We start from the raw sequence: 24,192 nt of genomic DNA, 5'->3' as shown, positions 1-24,192 counted from the left end.
TGGGACGTGGAGGCGCTCTACGACCCGGAGCCGGGGGTGCCCGGGCGCAGTTACACCCGGGCCGGTGGGTTCCTGGCCGATGTCGGCGGTTTCGACGCGGGCTTCTTCGGTATTTCGCCGCGGGAGGCGGTGGCGATGGATCCGCAGCAGCGGCTGCTGCTGGAGACGTCGTGGGAGGCGTTCGAGCGGGCCGGGATCGACCCGGTCGCCCTGCGCGGCAGCCGTACCGGCGTCTTCGCCGGCACCAACTACCAGGACTACTCCTCCCGTTCCCTCGCCCCGGCACCGGACGCCGAGGCACACCTCGGCACCGGCAACTCGGCGAGCGTCCTGTCCGGCCGCCTCTCCTACACCTTCGGGCTGGAGGGGCCCGCGGTCACCGTCGACACCGCCTGCTCCTCCTCGCTCGTCGCCCTCCACCTCGCGGCGCAGGCCCTCCGGGCGGGCGAATGCGATCTCGCACTGGCCGGCGGCGTCACCGTGATGTCCACCCCGGGGCTCTTCCTGGACTTCAGCCGCCAGCAGGGCCTGGCGGCCGACGGCCGCTGCAAGGCGTTCGCCGACCGGACCGACGGCACCGGCTTCTCCGAAGGCGTCGGCGTCGTGCTGGTCGAGCGGCTCTCCGACGCCCAGCGCAACGGGCACACGGTGCTGGCGCTGCTGCGCGGCTCCGCCGTCAACCAGGACGGTGCCTCGAACGGACTCACCGCCCCCAACGGCCCCTCGCAGCAGCGGGTGATCCGCGAGGCCCTGGCCGGCGCCGGCCTGTCCGCCACGGAGGTCGACGCCGTCGAGGCCCACGGCACCGGCACGACACTCGGCGACCCCATCGAGGCCCAGGCGCTCCTGGCGACCTACGGGCAGGGACGGGAGGCCGACCGCCCGCTGTGGCTCGGCTCCGTCAAGTCCAACATCGGGCACACCCAGGCCGCCGCCGGAGTGGCGGGCCTGATCAAGATGGTGCTGGCGCTCCAGCACGGCGTGCTGCCGCCCACCTTGCACATCGACCGGCCGTCGACCCATGTGGACTGGTCGGAAGGGAACGTACGGCTGCTCACGGACACCGTGGAGTGGCCCGACACCGACCGGCCCCGACGGGCGGGGGTGTCCTCCTTCGGCATCAGCGGCACCAATGTGCACACCATCCTGGAACAGGCCCCCGCTGCTCCCGCCCCGCCTCCGACCGACACCCCGGCCGTCCCCGTGACCTGGCTGCTCAGCGGCACCACCCCTGACGCCCTGCGGGCACAGGCCGGCCGACTGCTCGCGCATCTGGAGGACCGTCCCGAGCTCGGCCTGCGGGACGTGGGACTTTCCCTGGCCACCACCCGGTCCGCCTTCGAGCACCGCGCCGCGCTCGTCGGCAGCACCCGCGGGGAGCTGCTGAGCGGCCTGAGCGCGCTGGCGACCGGCGAGACCCCGGCACATGCCCTCACCGGGGTGGTACGGGGCGACGGCAGAACAGCGCTGCTGTTCACGGGGCAGGGTGCGCAGCGGTGGGGGATGGGCCGTGAGCTGTATGACGCGTTCCCGGTGTTCGCGGACGCCTTCGACGCGGTGTGCGCGCACTTCGACGCGGAGCTGCCCTCGCCCCTGCGGGAGGTGGTGTTCGGTGACGAGGCCGAGCTGCTGCACCGGACGGGTTTCACCCAGCCGGCGTTGTTCGCGGTGGAGGTGGCGCTGTTCCGGCTCGTCGAGTCCTTCGGTGTCCGGCCCGATTTCCTGATGGGCCACTCCATCGGTGAGGTGGTGGCTGCGCATGTGGCGGGGGTGTTGTCGCTGGACGACGCCTGTCGTGTGGTGGCGGCGCGTGGTCGGTTGATGCAGGCGTTGCCGGCGGGTGGGGCCATGGTCTCGGTCCAGGCGTCGGAAGCCGAGGTGCTGCCGCTGCTGGAAGGCCGCGACCAGCAGGTGAGCGTCGCCGCGGTGAACGGTCCGCGGTCGACCGTGATAGCGGGCGAGGAATCCGTGGTCGTGGAGTTGGCCGGGCGTTTCGAGTCCGCGGGCCGGAAGGTGAAGCGGCTCCAGGTGAGCCATGCCTTCCACTCCGCGCTGATGGAGCCGATGCTCGACGCCTTCCGTGCCGTCGCGGAAAGCGTGTCGTACGAGGAACCCCGCATCCCGGTGGTCTCGAACGTCACCGGCACGCTCGCCTCGGCGGAAGAACTGATGTCTCCCGACTACTGGGTGCGGCACGTCCGCGAGGCCGTGCGCTTCGCCGACGGCGTCCGGTGGCTGGAGCAGCAGGGTGTGACCCGGTTCCTGGAGATCGGCCCGGACGGCACGCTCACCGCCATGGCACAGGGCTGCCTCGACGGCGAACGGACGCTGATTCCCGCGCTGCGCAAGGACCGGCCCGAGACGCACGGGGTGATGGCCGCGGCCGGCGCTCTCCACACCTCGGGTGCCGGTCTCGACTGGGCCGCGCTGTTCCCCGGCGCCCGCCGCGTCGACCTGCCGACCTACGCCTTCCAGCGGAAGCGCTACTGGTGGGATGCCGTCGCCGCGGCGGGCGACCTCGACGCCGTGGGGCTGCGCGCGGCCGGTCACCCGCTGCTCGGCGCGGCGGTCACCGTGGCCGGTGCGGAATCCGTGGTCTTCACGGGGCGGCTGTCACTGGCCACCCATGCCTGGCTCGCCGACCACGCGGTGCTGGGCAGGGTGATCCTGCCGGCGACGGCCTATCTCGACCTGGCCGTCAGCGCCGGTGACCGGACCGGATGCGACCATCTCGCCGAACTCACCCTGGAGGCGCCGCTCGTCCTCCCGGAGCAGGGCGCGGTCCAGCTCCAGGTCGTGGTGAGCGCACCCGACGACACCGGGTGCCGGTCGTTCACCGTGCACTCCCGGCCCGTGGAAGCGGACGACGCCGCGCCATGGGCCCGGCACGCGCGAGGCACCCTGGCCACCGCTCCGGCGAACGAGCCCGAACCACCGAGCAGTTGGCCGCCCGAGGGTGCCGAGCCGGTCGGCACGGGGGAGTGGTACGACGCCTTCGCCGGAGCCGGGTTCGCCTACGGGCCCGCCTTCCAGGGCCTCGGGCGGGTCTGGCGGCGCGGCGACGAGCTGTTCGCCGAGGCCGCGCTGCCCGAGCCGTTCCGCGCCGACGCCGCACGGTTCACCCTGCACCCCGCGCTGCTCGATGCGGCCGTGCAGGCGCTGCTCGTCGGCGGGAGGGACACAGGTGAGGCGGGAGACGGCGGTGCGATGCTGCCGTTCGCCTGGAGCGGGGTGACGTTCCACGCGGAGGGGGCCGATGCGCTGCGGGTACGTCTGACGCCCGCCGAGGACCGGGCCGATGCCTTCTCGGTGCTCGTCACGGACGTCTCCGGGCGGCCCGTCGTCACCGCCGACGCGCTGACCCTGCGCACGGTCACCCCCGAGCAGCTGCCCGCCTCCGCTCCGGCCGGGCCCGAGGTGCCGCTGCGCCTCGACTGGCAGGACGCCTCCCTGGCCGCACGCTCCGGGGCCGCGCGGTGGGTCGTGCTCGGCAGCCCGGCCGGCGCCGCGACCGGCGGATCGCCGGACGCCGGGATCACGGAGGCGTTGGACGGCGCGGGCGTGCACACCGAGTCGTACGCCGACCTCGATGCGCTGGCGGCCGCGGTGGCCACGGGGATGACGATGCCCGACACCGTGCTGCTGGTGTGCGCCACGGACCCGGACCCGGGTAGCGGCACTCCGGACGTTCGCGGACTGCTCGCCACCACCCTCGCCACCTGCCGCCAGTGGCTCGGGGAGGAGCGGTTCGCCGGCTCCCGGCTGGTGCTCGTGACCCGGGGCGCCGTCGCTGCCGGGGCCGGGGAGGACGTCAGCGATCTCGCGGGCGCGGCGCTGTGCGGACTGGTCCGCTCCGCGCAGCGGGAACACCCCGGGCGGTTGTGGCTGCTCGACCTGGACGACAGCGAGGCGTCCCGCCGTGTGCTCGCGGACGCCGTGGCCACCGCGCCTCCGCAGGCGGTGCTGCGTGCGGGCGGGTTGCGGCTGCCGCAGCTCGCCCGCGTCGAGCCTCCCCGGAGCCCGGAGTCCCCGTTCGACCCGGAGGGCACGGTGCTGGTCACCGGGGCCACGGGTGCGTTGGGGCGGCTCCTGGCACGCCATCTCGTCACCCGGCACGGCGTGCGGCACCTGCTGCTGGCGAGCCGCGGCGGGCCCGCGGCCGACGGGGCGGCGCAGCTGTGCGCGGAGCTGGCCGAGGAGGGCGCGCTGGCCTCGCTGGTGGCCTGCGATGTCGCCGAGCGGGCGGACGTGCAGGGGCTGCTCGGCTCGGTCCCGGCGGAGCACCCGCTGACCGCCGTCGTGCATCTCGCCGGGGTCGTCGACGACGGGGTGCTGACCGCGCTCGACGAGGAGCGGATCGACCGGACGCTGCGCCCCAAGGCCGACGCCGCCTGGCTGCTGCACGAACTGACGAGGGATCAGAAACTGTCGGCGTTCGTGCTCTTCTCCTCCGCCGCCGGCACCTTCGGCTCGGCGGGCCAGGCCAACTACGCGGCCGCCAACGCCTTCCTGGACGGTCTGGCCGGACACCGGGCGGCCCAGGGGCTGCCGGCCACTTCCCTGGCGTGGGGGCTGTGGGCCGAGGACGGCGGGATGACGACGGGGCTCGCCGACACCGACCGGCGGCGGATGGCCCGCGGCGGGATGCGGCCGCTCTCCGCCGACGACGGGCTCGCACTGTTCGACGCCGCACTGGCGACGGGCGACCCCGCGCTGGTCACCGTGGGCCTGGGCAGGGGCGGAGCGGCGGCACTGCTGGGCGGCGCCGCACCCGGCCGGACCCGGCGCACGGTCTCCGCCTCCGCGGCGGACAAGGACGAGCTGCTCGCCCGGCTCACGGCCGCGGGCCCCGGCGGCCGGGACGCACTCCTGCTGGACCTGGTCCGGCGCCAGGTCGCGGCGGTCCTCGGCCACGGATCGCCCGAGGACATCGAACCGGACCGCGACTTCACGGAGTCGGGCTTCGACTCGCTGACCGCCGTGGAGCTGCGCAACCAGCTCGGCGCCGTCACCGGTCTGCGCCTCCCGCCCACCGTCGTGTTCGACGTCGCCACCCCCCAGGACCTCGCCGCCCGGCTGGGCGAGGAGCTGGCCGCGGGGGCCCTCCCGCAGTCCGGCACCGAAGGATCCGACGACCGGCCGTCCACGACGGGACGGGCGCAGGACACCCTCGGCGCCCTCTTCCGGGGAGCCTGCGAGTCGGGACGGGTGGAGGAGGGGTTCGCGCTGCTCCAGGCGGCTGCCCGGCTGCGGCCGACGTTCGACGCCCCGGAGGACTCCGGAACGCCCTGCACGCCCGTACGCCTCGCCCGCGGCGGCGCCTCCCCGGATCCCGCCGAGCCGGCACTGATCTGCTTCAGCTCGTATGTGGCGCTCGCCGGGGTGCACCAGTACGCCAGGTTCGCCTCCGTCCACCGCGGCACGCGCGACGTGTGGGCGCTGCCCACCCCGGGCTTCGGCCGGGGAGAGCTGCTGCCCGCCTCCTTCGACGCGGTCGTCCGGCTGCAGGCCGAGGCGGTGCTGCGGTGCGCGGACGGCGGTCCGTTCGTGCTGCTCGGCTCGTCGTCCGGCGGCATCCTGGCCCTCGCGGTGGCGCACCGTCTGGAGAAGGCGGGGACACCGCCCGCCGGTGTCGCGCTGCTGGACACCTATCTGCCGCGCGAGGACTCGCCGTTCACCCGGTTCGCCGGAGAGATGCTCGGCGGGATGTTCGACCGTGAGTCCCTGTTCGCGCACATGGATTCCGACCGACTCACCGCGATGAGCTGGTACATCCATGTCGTCGGCGCTTGGTCACCGGACCGGCCGGCCTGCCCCGTGCTGCTGGTGCGCTCCAGCGAGCCGCCGGTGACCGTCGAGCAGGCCGGAGGGCTCGCACCGGAGGAGTGGCAGGCGTCCTGGGACGGGGCGGACACCGTGACCGAGGTGCCGGGCAACCACTTCACGATGATGGAGGACCACGCGGGCTCCACCGCGAAGTCCGTCGCCGCCTGGATGGAGGGCCTGCCGGGCCCGCGGGGCAGCACCCCACGATGAGCTGCGGGGGGTGGCGTGAGCCGCCCGGCGGAGGCGTGCGGGCCCACGGCCGGGGCTCATTGTCTGGGCGATTCACCAGACCCTGCCGACGACGGTCGGCGGCGCGCCGCCCAGCCGACACCATGGTTGGCAGGCCATGGGACGAGGTCGCAGGCCCACGAGACGAGGGAGACACCATGAAGATCACGGTTGACCGGGACCGGTGCGTCGGCGCCGGGATGTGCGCCATGACCGCCGGCGAGGTCTTCGAGCAGCACGAGGAGGACGGCCGTGTCGTGCTGCGGATGACCGAGCCGCCGGAGCAGTGGGCGGACGAGGTGGAAGAGGCCGAGCACCTGTGCCCGTCCCGCGCCATCACGGTGGACCCCGCCGCCCGCTGACCGGCGCGGCGGGGTCCACGGCGGTGGCGTCACGCCCGCTGTACCACCAGCGGCAGCCGCTCGGCCCCGAAGACGTTGCTGCCGTGGAACGACAGAGGGGAGCCGGCATCCACCCGCGCGGAGCGGAAACGGTCCAGCATCAGCTCCAGCACGATGCGGCTCTCCAGGCGGGCGAGCGGAGCACCGATGCAGTAGTGGATGCCGTGGCCGAACGCCGTCTGCCGGGAGTTGGACCGCTCCGGCACAAAGGCCGCGGGGTCCTCGAAGACCCGCTCGTCATGGTTGGCGGACAGCAGCCACAGATGGACGAGGGTGTTCGGTTCGATGACCTCCCCGGCGATCTCCACCTGCCGGGTCGGCACCCGCTCGACGCGGGTGAACGCCGGCCGGCAGCGCAGCGTCTCCTCGATGACCGCCGGTATCCCGGACCGGTCCGCGCGCAGCGCCTCCCAGCGCTCCGGCGCGCTGTCCAGGCACAGCAGGATGTTGCCGAGCAGTACCGAGGTCGTGATGTGGCCCGCCAGCAGCAACAGCGTGGCGAAACTGACGATCTCGTCGTCGGACAGCCGCTGCCCGTCGACCTCCGCCTGGACCAGGGTGCCGATCAGGTCGTCGTGCGGGGTGCTCCGGCGGGCGTCCACGAACTCCTGCAGGTACGCCGAGATCTCCTTGCCGGTCACCTCCATGCGCTGCACGCTCTCCGGGTCCGACGCATCCGTGGCGAGCAACTGCCCGCCCCACGCCTGGAACTTGTCGTGGTCGCGGAGCGGCACGCCCAGCATCGTGGCGATCACCATCACCGGCAGCGGATGGGCCACCGCGTCGACCAGGTCGAAGCGGTCACCGTCGACGGCGTCGAGCAGCTCCCGGGTGAGGGTGGTGATCCGCGGGGTCAGTTCGGAGACCAGCCGGTGGGTGAACGCCCGGCTGACCAGGCGGCGCAGCTTGCCGTGCTGCGGGGGATCGAGCAGCAGCAGGACACCGCTGGGCGTCTCGCCGCCGCAGAGCCGCCCCACCGTGTCGGAGGAGTACAACTCCGGATCCGCCATGATGCGCACCACGTCCGCGTGTCTGAAGACATGCGCATTCCCCGACTCGTCCCGCCAGACCGGTCTTTCCTCGCGCATCCGGCGCATCCAGGCCAGTAGTGTCGCCCCGCCGTCCGGCTCCACCGTCGGAGGACGGACGATCTCCGGGCCGGGAGCCCACGGCGGGTGCGGCACATTCGGGAGGACATTCGACATGTTCCGTGGCACCGATGATTCCCCTTTCGCGCCGGCCCGGCCGCATACCGGAGCACGCGTCCTGCCGTCGAAACCGCTCTTCACAGATAAGAACGAAGCTCAGCACGGCGGGCGCGGCGCAGGACAGGAAAGCGGCGGAATTCTAGGGAATTCCGGAGCCCGGGCCCGGCGGCAAGGGGGCGTCCGCCCTCACCGGGCGGCGGCACGGCACGGACCGGCCCGCATCCGGCGTCCGGGAGCCGGTCGGTGGGTTCGGCCGCCATTGTCTGGAGGAATCCCCAGACCCTGGCGGCGCGGTACCGCGGGGCACTGCCGCAGACCACAGGATGAGCATCGACACCATCCGCGCGCTGGCCGCGAATGCGTGCCTGGCGGTCATGTCGAGACCACCCAACTGTGCGCGACCGAGAGGGGATCCCATGCGCGTGCTGTTCGCCGGACTGTCCGAGAAGTCGCATCTGTATTCCATGGTGCCGCTGGCTTGGGCGCTGACCGCGGCAGGACACGAGGTGCGCATGGCGAACGCGCCGGGACTCACCGACATCGTCACCGGCACCGGCCTGGTCGCGGCTCCCGTCGGCCGCGACCACGGACTGCACCAGGCCATGAAACTGGCCCCCGAATCACAGGACCAGGACGTCGCCAACTGGAGCCGGCTGGGACCGGGAGAGGTGGACTGGCCGGCCCTCCGCGACCGCTACGAGCTCAGCGTTCCCTACGGCTTCGCGCTGTACAACGAGCCGGTGATCGACGAGATGACCGCCCTGGCGAAGAGCTGGCAGCCGCATCTGGTCGTCCGTGACCCGCTCTGCTACGCCGGAGCCATCGCCGCCCGCGCCTGCGATGCCGTCCACGTCCGGCTGCTGTGGTGTGCCGATGTCTACGGCAGGGCACGGCAGACCTACCTCGGCCTGATGAGCCAGGAGCCGCCCGGTGAGCGGACGGACCCGCTCGCCGACTGGCTCGACGAGCGGGGCGCCCCGTTCGGCGTCACCTGCGACGAAGAGCTGATCAACGGGCAGTACACCCTCGACACCCTGCCGCCGAGCCTGCGGCCGCCCACCACGCTGGAGTCGCTGTCCATGCGCTACGTGCCGTACAACGGCGACGCGGTGTGGTGGCCGTGGCTGCGCGAGGCACCCAAGCGACCGAGGGTCTGTCTCACCCTCGGCACGAGCAACACCGAGGCGTACGGCGGCGATTACGTCTCCGTTCCCGACATCCTCGGAGCGCTGGCCGCGCTCGACATCGAGGTGGTCGCCGCGCTCCTTCCGCAGCAGCGGGCGGAACTCGCCGAGACCGCTGTCGTCCCCGCCAATGTGCGCGCCGTCGACGGCGTGGCGCTGCACACCCTGCTGCCCAGCTGCTCGGCCGTCATCCACCACGGCGGCTGGGGAACCTACGCCACCGCCCTGATCAACGCCGTACCGCAACTCGCCCTCTCCACCAACGTCGCCGACCAGGAGTGGCGGGGCAGGTCCCTGGAGCGCGCCGGCGCGGGGATCTACGCCCACCACAGCGAAGTCACCGCCGACCTGGTGCTCCGTCGCACCCTGCAGATCCTCGACGACCCGGGCTTCGCCTCCGCCGCGCAGCGACTGCGCGACGAATCCGCGGCGATGCCCAGCCCGCGCGACATGGTCACCACACTGGAGCACCTGGTCGCGAAGCGCTGACCGGGCCGTGTCGGCCGGCGACCGACAGGCCTCCCCCTGACACCACTCGCCCCAGGATGGAAACCGTGAAGGCTCTTGTGCTCTCGGGAGGCGCGGGTACGCGCCTGCGGCCCATAACCCACACCTCCGCCAAACAACTCGTCCCGGTCGCCAACAAGCCGATCCTCTTCTACGTGCTGGAGGCCATCGCCGAGACCGGCATCACCGATGTCGGCATCATCGTCGGCGACACCGGACCGGAGATCCGTGCGGCGGTCGGCGACGGGTCGCGGTTCGGCCTGAAGGTGACCTACATTCCGCAGAGCGCCCCGCTCGGCCTCGCCCACGCCGTCCTCGTCGCCCGTGACTTCCTGGGCGACGACGACTTCCTGATGTACCTGGGGGACAACTTCATCTCCGGCGGCATCACCGATCTCGTCGAGGGCTTCCGCAAGGAGCGCCCCGACGCCCAGCTCGTGCTCAGCCGGGTCCCCGACCCCACCGCCTTCGGCGTGGCCGAGCTGGACGCCTCGGGCCGGGTGACGGGTCTGGAGGAGAAGCCGCAACACCCCAAGAGCGATCTGGCGCTGGTCGGCGTCTACCTGTTCACCGCCGCGGTGCACGAAGCGGTACGGGCCATCCGGCCGTCCGCGCGCGGCGAACTGGAGATCACCGACGCCGTGCAGTGGATGGTCGAGGCGGGCTGGGACATCCGTTCCGGCGAGCTGTCCGGCTACTGGCGGGACACCGGCAGCGTCGTCGACATGCTGGAGGTCAACCGCATGCTGCTGGAGAGCCAGGAACGCTGCATCGAGGGCTCCGTGGACAGTGCGAGCGAGGTCCTCGGCCGGGTGCGCATCGGACCCGGCGCCACGGTCCGCGCCTCACGCATCGTCGGGCCTGCCGTGATCGGCGCCGGCACCGTCGTCACCGACTCCTACATCGGCCCGTCCACCTCCATCGCGGAGGACTGCCGCATCCACGACAGCGAACTCGCCTCCTCGATCGTGCTGCGCGGCTCGTCGTTCGAGAGCGTGCGCCGGGTGGAGGGCTCACTGGTCGGCCGCAACGCCCAGGTGGCGCTCGCACCGCAGCGTCCGGTGGCCCACCGCCTGGTCATCGGCGACCACGCGAAGGTGCACATCCAGTCCTGACGCCGCCCCGCGCGGCGGGCCGACCATCTCACCCGCACCGAACAACGGAAGGGGGTAGGCGCTCCCCACCGGCCTGGTTCCCGGGCCTCGCGCCACAACCTCGATGAGCCCCACGAGAATCCTGGTGACCGGCGGCGCCGGCTTCATCGGTTCGCACTACGTCCGTACGCTCCTGGGACCCTTCGGGCCGGGCGACGTCCAGATCACCGTGCTCGACAGCCTCACCTACGCGGCCAGCACGGCCAACCTCGACGAGGTCCGTCACCTCGACAGTTTCCGCTTCTTCGCCGGCGACATCTGCGACGAGGCACTGGTCGGCGACCTGCTCGCCGCCCACGACCAGGTCGTCCACTTCGCGGCCGAGTCGCACGTCGACCGCTCCATACTCAGCTCCGCGGAGTTCGTGCGCACCAACGTCCTGGGCACCCAGGTCCTGCTCGACGCCGCGCTCCGGCACGGGCTGCGGACCTTCGTCCATGTCTCGACCGACGAGGTCTACGGCTCGATCGCCACGGGGTCCTGCTCGGAGACCCACCCGGTCGACCCCAACTCGCCGTACGCGGCCTCCAAGGCCTCCAGCGATCTGATCGCCCTCGCCTACCACCGCACCCACGGCCTCGACGTACGGGTCACCCGCTGTTCCAACAACTACGGGCACCGCCAGTTCCCGGAGAAGCTCATCCCGCTGTTCGTCACCAACCTCCTGGACGGGAAGAAGGTCCCGCTCTACGGCGACGGCCTGCACGTCCGCGACTGGCTGCACATCGACGACCACGTCCAGGGCATCGAGCTGGTCCGCACCGGCGGCCGTCCCGGCGAGGTCTACAACATCGGCGGCGGCACCGAGCTGAGCAACCGGGAACTGACCGATCTGCTCCTGGAGACCTGCGGGGCGTCGCCGGAGAGGATCGAGTACGTCGCCGACCGCAAGGGACACGACCGGCGCTACTCGGTGGACTGGCGCAAGATCCAGACCGAGCTGGGCTACCAGCCGGGCAAGGACTTCGCCGACGGCCTGGCCGAGGCGGTCGCCTGGTACCGCGACCACCGCGACTGGTGGCAGCCGCTCAAGGACCGTGCGCTGCGGCTCGCCGGGACGCGCTGATGGCCCGTTGTCCCACGCCGGCAGCGGACCGGGACCCGGACGGGCCGGTCCGCCGGGTGGTCGTCCTGGGCGCGAGCGGATTCATCGGCCGCCAGGTGTCCGCCGCGGTCCGGGCGGCCGGCGGCGAACCCCTGCTGGTGGCCCGCCGGCCCTTCACCACCGACCCCGCGCACTGCGTGCCGCTCGACCTGGTCGCCGACGGGCCGTACGCCCTCAGCCGCCTCCTGGACACCGAGCGGCCCGATGCCGTGGTCAATGCCGCCGGCGCCGTGTGGTCCCGCGAGCCGGAGACCATGCGGCAGGCCAACCACACCCTGGTCGAAACGGTGCTGGCGGCGATCGCCGCGGCCACCTGGCGCCCCCGTCTGGTCCACCTCGGGTCGGTGTTCGAGTACGCCCCGCCCCCGCCCGGCACCGCCCTGGACGAGCGGGCGCCGACCCGGCCGACCACCCCGTACGGGCAGTCGAAACTGCGGGGCACCCAGGCGGTCCTGGCGGCGTCCGGGGAGGGGCGGGCGGACGCGGTGGTGCTGCGGCTGCCGAATGTGATCGGGGCGGGCACCTCACCGAGCAGTCTGCTGGGGCAGGTCGCCGCACAGCTGCGCGCCTCGGAGGCCGGGCGGGAGGCGGTGGTGCGGGTCAGTCCGCTGCGGGCGAGCCGTGACTTCGTGGACGTCCGGGACACCGCCGACGCGGTGCTGGCCGCCCTGTCGATGCCGGCCGGCGGACAGGTCATCAACATCGGGCGCGGCGAGGCGGTGCCGGTGCGCTCGATGGTGGAGCGGCTGATCGCGGCCAGCGGAAGACCGGCCCGGATCGTCGAAGGGGCCGGCGCCGGCGTGCGGACCGACACCGGCCTGGACTGGATGCGGGTGGCGACCGGCACCGCCCAACGGCTGCTCGGCTGGTCGGCGCGTCACAGCCTCGACAGCTCGGCACGGGAGCTGTGGCGGGCGGCCACGGCCCGGCCCGCCCCCGTCACGGGCCCGCCGGCCGCACAGCATTAGCAGAAACCCTAGGCCGCCGTCCCTACGGTGGCAGCAGGGGGACTCGGCTGCCGTCGAACGCCCCTGGTCCCGCCCCCGTACAGCAGCGAGCAGAGGTGTGGAATTGTCAGGGTCCCGAGCGGTATCCCAGCGGCATGTGGCCGTCTTCGTCTTCGCCGACTTCGGGCACGTCAACCCGACACTCGGCCTGACCCGCGAACTCGTCGCCCGCGGCCATCGGGTGACCTATGTCGTCGACCACCGCTACACCGAACTGGTGGAGCGGGCCGGAGCCCGGGCCGTGGGCTACACCTCCCGGCGCGGCGCGTTCGGCAAGGTGCCCGACCCGAGCGCCGCACGCCTGGCCGCCGAGGGCTACGAGCTGCTGGTCGAGACGATGGACACGGTCTGCCCGCTCGCGGTGGCCGCCCTCGCCTCCGACGTACCGGACCTCGTGCTCTACGACTTCGAGTCGTTCGCGGCCGCCCGGATGACCGCGCGCATCCTGGGCTGCACCACCACCGTGCAGCTGAGCCCCAGCCACGCGTCGAACGAGACCTTCTCCATGCGGGCCCAGCTGTTCGACCCCGAGGACCCCTCGATGCGCCAGGGCGGCGCCGCGCTGATGCGCTTCACCCGCGACCACGGCCTCGCCCCGGACGAGCTGGGCCGCTTCCTGGCGGAATGGGACGACCGGAACCTGGCCTTCCTGCCGCGGGAGTTCCAGATCGAGGGCGCGAGCTTCGACGACCGCTTCGCCTTCGTCGGCCCCTCGGTCGCCGAGGACACCGCCGTGCCGTGGGCACCGCCCGGCGACGGCCGGCGGCTGGCACTGATCTCGCTCGGCACCGAGTCCAACCGCCAGCGCGACTTCTTCCGCACCTGCCTGGACGCCTTCGACGGCGACGACTGGCACGTGGTGATGACCCTCGGCCGCGGCCGAGACCTCGACGCCCTCGGGCCCGTACCGCCGCACGTCGAACTCCACGAGTGGCTGCCGCACCCCGTCGTCCTGCCGCACGCCGATCTGCTGGTCTGCCACGCCGGCATGGGCAGCGTCATGGAGGCGCTGTACTTCGGCACACCGGTGATCGCGGTGCCGCAGACCTTCGAACTCGCCCTGACCGCACGGCGTCTGGACGACCTGGAGCTGGGCCGGTGGATCGACCGCGACCAGCTGACGTCGCGGACCCTCGCCGCGGCCGCTCGGGAGATCGTGACCGACCCCGGGACACCGGAGCGGACGGCGCGGATGCGCGCGCACGTCCGCGGGGCCGGGGGCGCGGTCCGGGGCGCCGACCTCCTGGAGCAGTGGGCCGCCGACCGGACCCCGTCCGTCTCCGGGGTCTGAACCGTCCGGGCCCCCTTCCCGCCCCTGCCGCCCGGACGGCACAGGCGCCCGCCATGCTCACGCGTGACGGGCGCCTTCTGCCGGGCCCGTCAGCTACGGCTGGTGACGAACTCGGCGACGCTGCGGATGCTGTGGTCGATCATCTCGTCGGTCAGCCCCGGGAAGACCCCGATCCAGAAGGTCCGCTCGGCGATGATGTCGCTGTTGGTCAGCGGACCGCTCACCCGGAACGGGCTGTTGAGATACGCCGGGTGGCGGGTGAGATTGCCGGCGAAGAAGCGTCGGGTGGCCACCCGCCGGGACTCCAGGTGGCCGATGAGCTCCGCCGTCGAGAACGGCGCGCCGTCCAGCACCGTGAGCACGAAACCGAACCAGCTCGGATCGCTGTCCGGCGTGGGCTCGGGCAGCAGCAGATGCGGCAGGCCGTCCAGCCCCGCGCGCAGCCGCGCCCAGTTGTGCCGCCGGGCGGCACCGAACTCCTCGATCTTCCCGAACTGGTTGAGCCCGAGCGAGGCCTGCAGATCCGTCGACTTCAGGTTGTAGCCGATGTGGGAGAAAATGTACTTGTGGTCGTAGCCCTTCGGCAGGGTGCCCATCTGCTGGTCGAACCGCTTGAAGCAGCGGTTGTCCTCGCCCGGCTCGCACCAGCAGTCCCGCCCCCAGTCCCGCAGCGACTCCACGATGCGGGCGAGCACCATGTTGTCGGTCAGCACGCAGCCGCCCTCGCCCATGGTGATGTGGTGGGCCGGGTAGAAGCTCTCCGTGGCCAGATCGCCGAACGTGCCCGTCAGCCGGCCCCGGTAGGTGCTGCCGAGGGCGTCGCAGTTGTCCTCGATGAGGAACAGCCCGCGGTCGTCGGCGATCTTGGCGACCTCCTCGACGGCGAAGGGGTTGCCGAGCGCATGAGCGATCATGATGGCCCGGGTGCGCGGGCCGATGGCCTCCGCGATCCGCTCCGGGGAGGCGTTGTACGTGCCGAGTTCGACATCGATGAAGACCGGCACCAGACCGTTCTGCAGGATCGGATTGACCGTCGTGGGAAAGCCCGCCGCCACCGTGACGACCTCGTCGCCGGGCACCAGCCGCAGGTCCTCCAGCTGAGGTGAGGTCAGCGCGCTGAGCGCCAGGAGGTTGGCCGAGGAACCCGAGTTGGTCAGATGCGCCTTGCGCAGCCCGAAGTACTTGGCCAGCGCCCGCTCGAACCGGCGGGAACTGGCACCGGCCGCGATCCGCAGATCCAGGGCCGCCTCGACGAGGGCGACCCGGTCGTCCTCGTCGAGGACCGCGCCCGACGCCGCAACCGGCGTCACCCCGGGCACGAATCCGGACGCGACATTGTCCTGGTGGTACGCGCGTACCTGATCCAGAATGTCGCTCTTGCTGTACCCCATCGGCTGCCGCCTCCTGTGAGTGTCCTGCGGGATGTTCGTCGCGTTGCCGCGGGGGTGCGATCCGCGGGTCGCGGCGCGGAGCACGACAGGCCGACGGCGTGTCCCGGCCACGCGGTACACCGGTTCCCGTCACCGGTCGGCTGATCGGGGCCATCAGCTCAGCACGCCGGGCCCGGACGGGGCCAGTGAGGGCCGCGAAGTCTAGGGAGTGCCGTAGAGGGTGTGCGGCGCGGCCCAACGGGCGCCACAGGCGGGGCGGACACTAGGGAATGCCCCACACCGCCCCTGCCCATACTGGGGCCGGACGGGGGACGGCGCTTCTCCACGGCCGGAGCGACGGGACGTGTTCTCCCTCCCGAAGGCGCAACGACGTTCCGGTGAGACCTTTCGCGAGAGCGGTCCCGGCGGAGCGGACGGGAGGTTCCGGTGCGCCCGGGCCCAGGTGCCCGGGCCGCCCGGGCGGCCTGCGCCTGCCCGAGGCAAGGACCTGTTTCCGAAGTGGTGGGAGCGCGAAAGACGTGAGTGCCGAGATGCGCACCGAACTGATCCGCCCGGTGCACGAGTTGCTCACCGAGCACGCCGACCGGTTCGCCGACAAGACCGCGTTCTCCGACGCGCGGCGCAGCGTCACCTACGCCGCGCTCGACCGGCGCACCGCGCGGCTGGCCGGCAACCTGGCAGCTCTGGGCCTGTCCCGCGGCGGCCGCGCGGCCGTCTACCTGGGCAATTGCGTGGAGATGGCGGAGAGCTGTCTGGCCGCCTCCCGGGCGAGCGCCGTCGGGGTGCCGCTCAACCCCCAGTCCTCCGACGCGGAGCTGGCACATCTGCTCGACGACAGCGACGCCCAGGTGATCATCACCGGTCCGGCCGGGGCCGAACAGGTGCTGCGGATGCTGCCGCAGCGTCCGGGCCTGCGCGTCGTGGTCACCGGCGACGGCGCGGCCCCCGAGGGCGCCGCGCACTACGAGACCCTCGCCGCCACCGAACCGGCGACCCCGGCGCGCGACGACCTCGGCCTGGACGAGCCGGCCTGGATGCTCTACACCTCGGGAACCACCGGCCGGCCCAAGGGAGTGCTCTCCACCCAGCGCCGGTCCCTCTGGGCGACGGCATCGTGCAACGCACCGGTCCTCGGCCTGTCCGCCGGCGACCGGGTGCTCTGGCCGCTGCCGCTGTTCCACCTCGTGTCGCACAACGTGTGCCTGCTGGGCGTCGTGGCCGTCGGCGCCACGGCACACCTCATGCCGGGGCTGGCAGCCGACGAGATCCTGGAGGCCCTGCAGTCCGAGCGCAGCACCTTTCTCGTCGGCGTCCCGACGATGTTCCACCACATGATCGAGGCGGCCCGCGGCGGCGACTTCGCCGCGCCCGACCTGCGGCTGTGCCTGGTCGCCGGCTCCGCCTGCCCGGTCCGGCTGCACCGCGCCTTCCAGGCGACCTTCGGGATCTCCCTGCTGGCCAGCTACGGCAGCACCGAGACCGGCGGCGCGATCACCACCAACCTCCCCGACGGCCCGCAGGTGGAGGGCTCCTGCGGGCTGCCCCTGCCCGGACTCGCACTGCGGCTGACCGACCCCCGCACGGGGGACGAGGTCGTCACCGGCGAGGAGGGCGAGGTATGGGTCAACAGCCCGGCCCTGATGGTCGGATACCACCGGCAGCCCGAGGCCACGGCCGCTGTGCTGTCCGACGGGTGGTACCGCACCGGCGACCTCGGCCGCCGCGACGACGCCGGCTATCTGACCCTCACCGGCCGGGTCAAGGAACTGATCATCCGAGGCGGTGAGAACATCCATCCCGGCGAGGTCGAAGAGGTCCTCCAGCAGATCCCCGGGGTGGCCGGGGCCGCGGTCGCCGGTACCCCGCACGAGGTGCTCGGCGAGGTCCCCGTCGCCTACCTCGTACCGGGCCCCGGCGGCATCGACCCCGGCCTGGTCCTCGCCACCTGCCAGGAGCGGCTGTCCTCCTACAAGGTGCCCGACGAGCTCTACGAGATCGCCGCCGTCCCCCGCACACCGGCCGGGAAGATCGCCCGGCAGGAACTGGCGGACCTGCCGGCTCGGCTGCTGGCGGTGAACCCCCTGGCGGAGCTGCGCACCAGGGCCGTCTCCGCGACGCGGAGCTCCGTCGGCCGGGCAGCCGAGCAGCTCACGCGCCGGCTCAACGGCTCCCAGCGCCACCGGGCGCTGCTCACCATGGTGCGCTCCGCGGTCGCCGACGTACTCGGCCTGGGCAGCGCGGACGACATCGCTCCGGAGAAGGCGTTCAAGGAGCTGGGCTTCACCTCGCTGGCCGCGGTCCAGCTGCGCGACCGGCTGCGGTCCCTGACCGGCAAGCGGCTGTCGGCCGCGATCGCCTTCGACTACCCCACCCCCGCCGCGCTCGCCGGGCACCTGCACACCGAGCTGCTGGACGCACCGCACGAGGACCCCGCCCAGGCCCCTCCGCACGCGGATCCGGACGAACCCGTCGCGATCATCGCGATGGGCTGCCGCTATCCGGGCGGCAGCGACTCCCCGGAGGCCCTGTGGCGGCTGGTCGACGAGGGGACCGACGCCGTCGGTCCGCTGCCGGCGGACCGCGGCTGGGACCTGGAACGGCTCCTGGGCCGGGACCCGGCCGCCGGCGGCCGGTCGGATGCCCACGAAGGGGCGTTCCTGCACGACGCGGACCGTTTTGACGCCGCCTTCTTCGGCATCTCCCCGCGCGAGGCGCTGGCGATGGACCCCCAGCAGCGGCTGCTGCTGGAGACCGCATGGGAGACCTTCGAACGCGCGGGTCTCGACGCGGCATCCCTCAAGGGCAGCCCCACCGGGGTGTTCGCCGGTGTGATGCACGGCGGCTACGGCCCCGGCCCGTACGACCGGTCGGACCCGAGTCTGGAGGGTCATCTCGCCAACGGCAGCGCGATCAGCATCGCCTCGGGCCGGATCGCCTACACCTTCGGTCTGGAAGGCCCCGCCCTCACGGTCGACACGGCGTGTTCGTCCTCGCTGGTGGCGATCCATCTGGCGGCCCAGTCGCTGCGGCAGGGGGAGTGCTCCCTGGCGCTGGCCGGCGGGGTGACGGTGATGACCGCGCCGACCGCCCTGGTCGAATTCAGCCGTCAGGGTGCGCTGTCCGCCGACGGGCGCTGCAAGGCGTACTCCTCGGCGGCCAACGGAACCGGGTTCTCCGAGGGCGCGGGACTGGTGCTGCTGGAGCGACTGTCGGACGCCCGTCGGCTGGGGCATCCGGTGCTGGCGGTGGTGCGGGGCAGCGCGGTGAACCAGGACGGCGCGAGCAACGGCCTGACGGCACCCAGCGGACCGGCCCAACAGCGGGTGATACGGCAGGCGTTGGACCGGGCCGGGCTGACACCCGACGAGGTCGACGCGGTCGAGGGCCACGGCACGGGCACCACACTGGGCGATCCGATCGAGGCACAGGCGCTGCTGGCGACCTACGGCCAGGGGCGGGCACCGGACCGGCCGCTGTGGCTGGGCTCGCTGAAGTCGAACATCGGCCACACCCAGGCGGCGGCCGGCGTGGCCGGTGTGATCAAGATGGTGCAGGCCCTCGGGCGGGGGGTGCTGCCGCGGACCCTGCACGTGGAGGAACCGTCGCCCCACGTGGACTGGTCGGCCGGTGCGGTGGAGCTCCTCGCCGAGCCGGTCAGCTGGCCGGCGACCGACCGGCCCCGGCGCGCCGCGGTCTCCTCGTTCGGCGCCAGCGGCACCAACGCGCATCTCATTCTGGAGCAGGCGCCGGACGCACCCGTGGCGAGCGACCCGGCGGCGGAGCCGGCCGCGGCGCCCGGCGTCCTCCCCTGGGTGCTCTCGGGCCGTGGGCCGCAGGGACTGGCCGGACAGGCCGCCCGGCTCCGGGAGTTCACCGAAGCCGGCACAGAGACCGGCACCGGTGCCGGGGCCGACACCGTGGACGCGGCCGGAGTGGGTCTCGGACTGCTCGGCCGCAGCGCCCTGGACCACCGGGCCGTGGTCGTCGGCAGCGGCGCGGAACTGCCCGCGGGACTGGACGGCCTCGCACGGGGCGAGGCCGGTGCCGGTGTGGTGCGCGGCGCCGCCCGCCCGGGCGGCACCGTCTTCGTCTTCCCCGGCCAGGGCTCCCAATGGGTGGGCATGGCACGGGAGTTGGCGGCCACCTCGGAGGTCTTCCGCAACCGGCTGGCCGAGTGCGAGGAGGCCCTGTCGGCCTTCGTGGACTGGTCGCCGGCGGACGTGCTGGAGGGCGCCGACGGCGCTCCCGGGCTGGAGCGGGCGGACGTGGTGCAGCCGGTGCTGTTCGCCGTCATGGTCGCGCTGGCGGAGCTGTGGCGCTCGTTCGGCGTGCGGCCGGACGCGGTGGTCGGGCACTCCCAGGGCGAGATCGCGGCGGCCTGCGTGGCGGGGGCCCTCAGCCTGGACGACGCGGCACGGATCGTCGCCCTGCGCAGCCAGGCGATCGCCCGGGTGGCGGGCTCCGGCGGCATGGCGTCGGTGGGGATGCCCGCGGACGATGTACAGGCCCGCCTGGAACGCTGGCACGGGCAGGTCGGTGTCGCCGCGGTGAACGGCCCCTCCTCCACCGTGATCTCCGGTGATGCGGAGGCCCTGGACCAGGCGATAGCACTCCTGGAGGGCGAAGGAGTGCGGGTGCGCCGGGTCCCGGTCGACTTCGCCGGACACTCGGTGGCGACCGAGCAGCTGGAGGACGAGCTGCTGGAGTTGCTGGCGTCGGTGTCACCGCGGCCGTGCGAGGTGGCGTTCTACTCGTCGGTGACCGGCGGGCAGGTCGACGGGCCGGAACTGACCGCGGCCTACTGGTACCGCAACCTCCGGCAGACCGTGGAGTTCGAGGCCGCGACCCGCACCCTGCTCGCGGACGGTTACGAGATCTTCGTGGAGGCCAGCGCCCACCCGGTGCTGGCGGTCGGCCTGCAGGAGACCTTCGAGTCCGCCGGGTCCGCCGCGGCGGCGGTGCCGTCGCTGCGCGCCGACGACGGCGGCTGGGACCGCTTCCTGCGCTCGCTGGGCGAGGCATGGGTGCACGGCGCACCGGTGGACTGGCGCCCGGCCTTCCCCGCCGCCGCGACGCCCCGCACCGACCTGCCGACCTATGCGTTCCAGCGCGACAGGTTCTGGCTGACGCCCCCCGACGGCGCGGGCGATGTCTCCGCCCTGGGACTGGCCGACGCGGAGCACCCGCTGCTCGGCGCGGCCGTGGAACTGCCCGAATCCGGGGCCCTGCTCCTCACCGGCCGGCTGTCGGCCCGCACCCATGACTGGCTCACCGACCACCGCGTCGCGGGCAGCACCGTGGTGCCCGGCACGGCCTTCGTCGAACTGGCGCTGCGCGCCGGTGACGAGGTGGGCTGCGACCGGCTGGCGGAGCTCTCCCCGCACGCACCGCTGGTGGTGCCCGCGCGGGGCGCCGTCCAGCTCAGGGTCACCGTCAGCACTCCGGACGAGAGTGGCCACCGGCCCGTCGCCCTCCACTCGCGACGCGACGACGAGGGCACCGGCAGGCCGTGGACCTGCCACGCCACCGGCACCCTGACGGCGGGCGGCGTCCGGCCCTCCTGGGACCTGGAGGTGTGGCCGCCGGCGGAGGCGACCGCAGTGGCGACGGACGAGGTGGCCGCCGCCCTGACCGCCGGCGGATACCGCCACGGCCCCGCCTTCCGGTGCCTGCAGGCCGTATGGCGGCGCGGTGACGACCTCTTCGCCGAGGTCGCCCTGCCCGAGGACCGCACGGCACAGGCCGCGGCGTTCGGCCTCCATCCCGCCCTGCTGGACAGTGCCTTGCACCCCGTGTGGGCGGGCGGACTCGCCGACGCCGGGGAGCAGACGTGCCGGCCCGCCCGGTGGCGGGGCGTGACCCTGCACGCCGCCGGCGCCGCGGTCCTGCGGGTACGCCTCACCCGCACGGCCGCCGAGGGCCTGACGATCGCCGCCGCCGACGCGACGGGCCGGCCCGTGCTGAGCATCGAGTCCCTCGACACCCACCCCGTGTCCGCCCGCACCATCAGGGGTGCCGCCGCGGCACAGCAGGACAGCCTGTTCCAGGAGGAGTGGACCGAGACACCGCCCGCGTCCCTCGCCGCGGACACCCCGTCGGCCTGGGCCGTCGTCGGCGAGGACCCGCTCCGCGCGCGCTCCGGCCTGATGGGCGCCGGACAGTACGCCGAGACCTACCCGGACCTGGACACCCTCGCCAAGGAGATCGAGGGCGGTGCCGCCGTACCGGACTGCGTGGTGATGACCGCCGCCCCCGCAACGGACCCGGCCACCCAGGACCGGACCGGCGCGGACACGGCCGACGCGGTCCACCACCGCACCCGGCAGGCCCTGGCCTGGGCACAGACCTGGCTGACCAGCCCCTCTTTCGCCTCCGCCAAGCTGATCCTGCTCACCCGGGGCGCGGTGGCCGCCTGGGACGACACCCCCGCACCGGACCTGACGACGGCTGCCGTCTGGGGGCTGATCCGGTCCGCACAGACCGAGAACCCCGGCCGCTTCACCCTCGTCGACACCGATGCGAGCAAGCCCGCCTGGCGCACCCTGCTCAAGGTCATCGGCTCCGAGGAGCCGCAACTCGCCCTGCGCAAACGCGCGGTGCGCATCCCGCGGCTGACCCGGCTCACCGCTCCGGCACGGAGCGCCCCGCTGCTCACCGATCCGCACGGCACCGTCCTGGTCACCGGCGGCACCGGCCTGCTCGGCGCCGCACTCGCCCGCCATCTCGTCACCGGGCACGGCGTACGCGACCTGCTGCTGGCCGGCCGCCGCGGCCCCGACGCCCCCGGCGCGGCCGGGCTGGAGGCCGAACTGACCGCGCTGGGCGCCCGGGTGACCCTCGCGGCCTGCGATGTGACCGACCGCGAGGCGCTCGACGGGCTGCTGGCGACGGTGCCCGCCGACCGTCCGCTCAAGGCCGTGGTGCACACCGCGGTGGTGACGGACGACGGCATCGTGCTGTCCCTGACCCCGGAGCGGCTGGATGCCGTACTGCGGCCCAAGGTGGACGCCGCGCTCGCCCTGCACGAGGCGACCAAGGACCTGGACCTCTCCGCGTTCGTCGTCTTCTCGTCCGTCGCGGGGATCCTGGGCGGCGCCGGCCAGGGCAACTACGCCGCGGCCAATGTCGTCCTGGACGCCCTCGCCCGGAGCCGCCGTGCGCAGGGCCTCCCGGCGGCATCCATCGCCTGGGGCCTGTGGGCCGGCCGGGACCTCACGACCTCGGGTGCGTCCCGTCTGCCGGTGCACCCGCTGCCCCTCGCCGAGGGCCTGGAACTGTTCGACGCGGTATGCGGGCTGGACGAGGGCAATCCGGTCGCGGCACGGCTGGACACCGCGGAACTCCGCCGGCAGGCCGCGTCCGGGAATCTGCCACCGCTGCTGCGCGCACTGGTGCACAAGCCGTCCCGGCCGGCCGCACGGAACGCGCCCGCGGAAGCCTCCGAGCTCAGGCACCGCCTCGCCGCGATGACCGACGCCGAACGGGACGCGACCCTCCTCGACCTCGTGCGCCGACTGGTGGCCACGGCACTGGGGCATGCCTCCGCCGACGCGATCGGCACGCAGCAGGACTTCAAGGATCTCGGCTTCGACTCGCTGACGGCGTTGACCGTCCGCAACGAGTTGAACGCGGCGACGAAGCTCACCCTGCCGCCCGCGGTCATATTCGACTTCCCCGACCCCGGATCCCTGGCCCAGCACCTCAGGCGAGAGCTTCTCGAATGCTGACCGGGCCCGCCAGCACGCACAGAGGAGAACGTTCATGAAGTTGGAAGGCATCTACATCGACTCGCTGGGAGCATTCCTTCCGGAATGGGCGAGCGCGGAGCAGGCGGTTGCCGACGGCATCCTGGACGCGGAGATTCCGCAGAGCAACGGACTGACCGGCGTCCACGTCGGCGGCGACATTCCGGCGTTGGACATGGCGGTCTCGGCTGCCCGGACGGCCCTTGAGCGTTCCAAGCTGGATATCGAGACGATCAGCGCGCACATCCACAGCTCCGTCAACTACCAGGGCCCCATGGGGTGTTATCCGCCCGGCTACATCATGCGTGAGCTGGCCCTCGAAAACGTCCCCGCGCAAAATCTCCAGCAGGGCTGCAACGGCATGCTGGGGGCGCTGGAGGTGGCCATCGGCCAGATGACCGGCGCCGCGGAGGCCGAGGCCGTCCTGCTGACCTCGGGTGAGAACTTCACCGCCCCGGGAGCCGACCGCTGGAACGACGGCTTCGGCCAGTCCTACTTCTTCTCCGACGGTGGTATGGCGGTCCTGCTCAGCGCCGAGGAGGGATTCGCCCAGGTGCGTTCCCTCAACGCGGGGGTGCTGCACGCGCTGGAGAAGTGGCACCGCGGAAACGGCGGAATGCTGGAGCGTGACGAGCCGGTCCCCACGATGCCGGAGCGGGCCGAGCAGTTCAACGAAACCGAGATGCCGCTGTCCGAGGCCCTTGAGAAGATCACGCTGTTCAACCTCGACATCATTCACCGGTCCCTGGTCGACGCGGATCTGAACGCCTCCGACCTCGCCAAGGTCATACCGATCAACATGGACGGCCGCATGGTCGAATTCGCCACCATGATGCCGCTCGGCCTGCCCATGTCGCGATCGAGCTGGGATTTCGGCAAGTCGGTCGGGCATGTGGGCGGGGCCGATGTCTTCATTTCGCTGGAACACCTGGTGCGCACCGGCGAAGTGACAGCGGGTGATAACGTCCTGCTGGTTTCCCAGGGCCCGGGGTGGATCTGCACGGCCAGTGTGGTGACCATCCTGGATCTGCCCCCGTGGTCCGTCTGACACCCCGGCCGGGCGACCGGGTCGCGAGGGCCCGGGTTTCCGGTCCGGTCCGGCGGAGCGCCGACGGCCGGACACCGGTGGGCGAACGCGCCGGCCG

Annotated in this window: 11 protein-coding genes; 9 read left to right on the top strand and 2 right to left on the bottom strand. The window is 72.9% G+C overall.

The window, feature by feature from the left end:
* Both AB0411_RS36395 and AB0411_RS36390 read left to right on the top strand, forming a co-directional pair.
* The coding region (locus tag AB0411_RS36395) for a type I polyketide synthase (protein ID WP_366421516.1) at positions 1 to 6,036 on the top strand (6,036 nt) is incomplete at its 5' end.
* Between the two features lie 176 nt (positions 6,037 to 6,212).
* Positions 6,213 to 6,416, top strand: a complete 204-nt coding sequence (locus tag AB0411_RS36390) for a ferredoxin (RefSeq protein WP_366421515.1) — start codon at positions 6,213 to 6,215, stop codon at positions 6,414 to 6,416.
* 29 nt (positions 6,417 to 6,445) lie between these two features.
* Here the strand turns inward: AB0411_RS36390 and AB0411_RS36385 are convergent, their stop codons facing one another.
* Positions 6,446 to 7,660 (bottom strand): cytochrome P450, encoded by a 1,215-nt coding sequence (locus tag AB0411_RS36385; RefSeq protein ID WP_366421514.1) that lies wholly within the window; start codon positions 7,658 to 7,660, stop codon positions 6,446 to 6,448.
* A gap of 419 nt (positions 7,661 to 8,079) precedes the next feature.
* Between AB0411_RS36385 and AB0411_RS36380 the strand changes: the two genes are divergently transcribed.
* The 5 genes from AB0411_RS36380 to AB0411_RS36360 all read left to right on the top strand — a co-directional run bounded on the left by AB0411_RS36380 (position 8,080) and on the right by AB0411_RS36360 (position 13,911).
* The gene (locus AB0411_RS36380; RefSeq protein WP_366421513.1) at positions 8,080 to 9,336 is read left to right on the top strand and encodes an activator-dependent family glycosyltransferase; all 1,257 of its coding nucleotides are present in this window, start codon (positions 8,080 to 8,082) and stop codon (positions 9,334 to 9,336) included.
* 65 nt (positions 9,337 to 9,401) lie between these two features.
* Positions 9,402 to 10,469: a glucose-1-phosphate thymidylyltransferase gene (locus tag AB0411_RS36375; RefSeq protein WP_366421512.1), complete on the top strand. Its 1,068-nt coding sequence runs from the start codon at positions 9,402 to 9,404 to the stop codon at positions 10,467 to 10,469.
* 103 nt (positions 10,470 to 10,572) lie between these two features.
* Positions 10,573 to 11,574 (top strand): dTDP-glucose 4,6-dehydratase, encoded by a 1,002-nt coding sequence (gene rfbB / locus AB0411_RS36370; protein ID WP_366421511.1) that lies wholly within the window; start codon positions 10,573 to 10,575, stop codon positions 11,572 to 11,574.
* Positions 11,574 to 12,581, top strand: coding sequence for an NAD-dependent epimerase/dehydratase family protein (locus AB0411_RS36365; RefSeq protein ID WP_366421510.1), 1,008 nt, complete (start codon positions 11,574 to 11,576; stop codon positions 12,579 to 12,581). The genes rfbB and AB0411_RS36365 overlap by 1 nt, the downstream gene beginning before the upstream one ends.
* A 136-nt stretch (positions 12,582 to 12,717) precedes the next feature.
* Complete coding sequence (locus AB0411_RS36360) at positions 12,718 to 13,911, top strand: macrolide family glycosyltransferase (RefSeq protein ID WP_366421509.1); 1,194 nt, start codon at positions 12,718 to 12,720, stop codon at positions 13,909 to 13,911.
* A gap of 89 nt (positions 13,912 to 14,000) precedes the next feature.
* Here the strand turns inward: AB0411_RS36360 and rfbH are convergent, their stop codons facing one another.
* Positions 14,001 to 15,302 (bottom strand): lipopolysaccharide biosynthesis protein RfbH, encoded by a 1,302-nt coding sequence (gene rfbH / locus AB0411_RS36355; protein ID WP_366421508.1) that lies wholly within the window; start codon positions 15,300 to 15,302, stop codon positions 14,001 to 14,003.
* A 530-nt stretch (positions 15,303 to 15,832) separates the two neighbouring features.
* Between rfbH and AB0411_RS36350 the strand changes: the two genes are divergently transcribed.
* Positions 15,833 to 23,029 (top strand): type I polyketide synthase, encoded by a 7,197-nt coding sequence (locus AB0411_RS36350; protein WP_437044433.1) that lies wholly within the window; start codon positions 15,833 to 15,835, stop codon positions 23,027 to 23,029.
* Positions 23,030 to 23,063: 34 nt separating this feature from the next.
* Positions 23,064 to 24,095, top strand: coding sequence for a ketoacyl-ACP synthase III family protein (locus tag AB0411_RS36345; RefSeq protein WP_366421506.1), 1,032 nt, complete (start codon positions 23,064 to 23,066; stop codon positions 24,093 to 24,095).
* Positions 24,096 to 24,192 lie beyond the last annotated feature (97 nt).

Source organism: Streptomyces angustmyceticus, assembly GCF_040701845.1.
Lineage (GTDB): Bacteria > Actinomycetota > Actinomycetes > Streptomycetales > Streptomycetaceae > Streptomyces > Streptomyces angustmyceticus_A.
The sequence above is the reverse complement of the archived record's forward strand: the minus strand, read 5'-3'. Positions and strand labels throughout refer to the sequence as shown.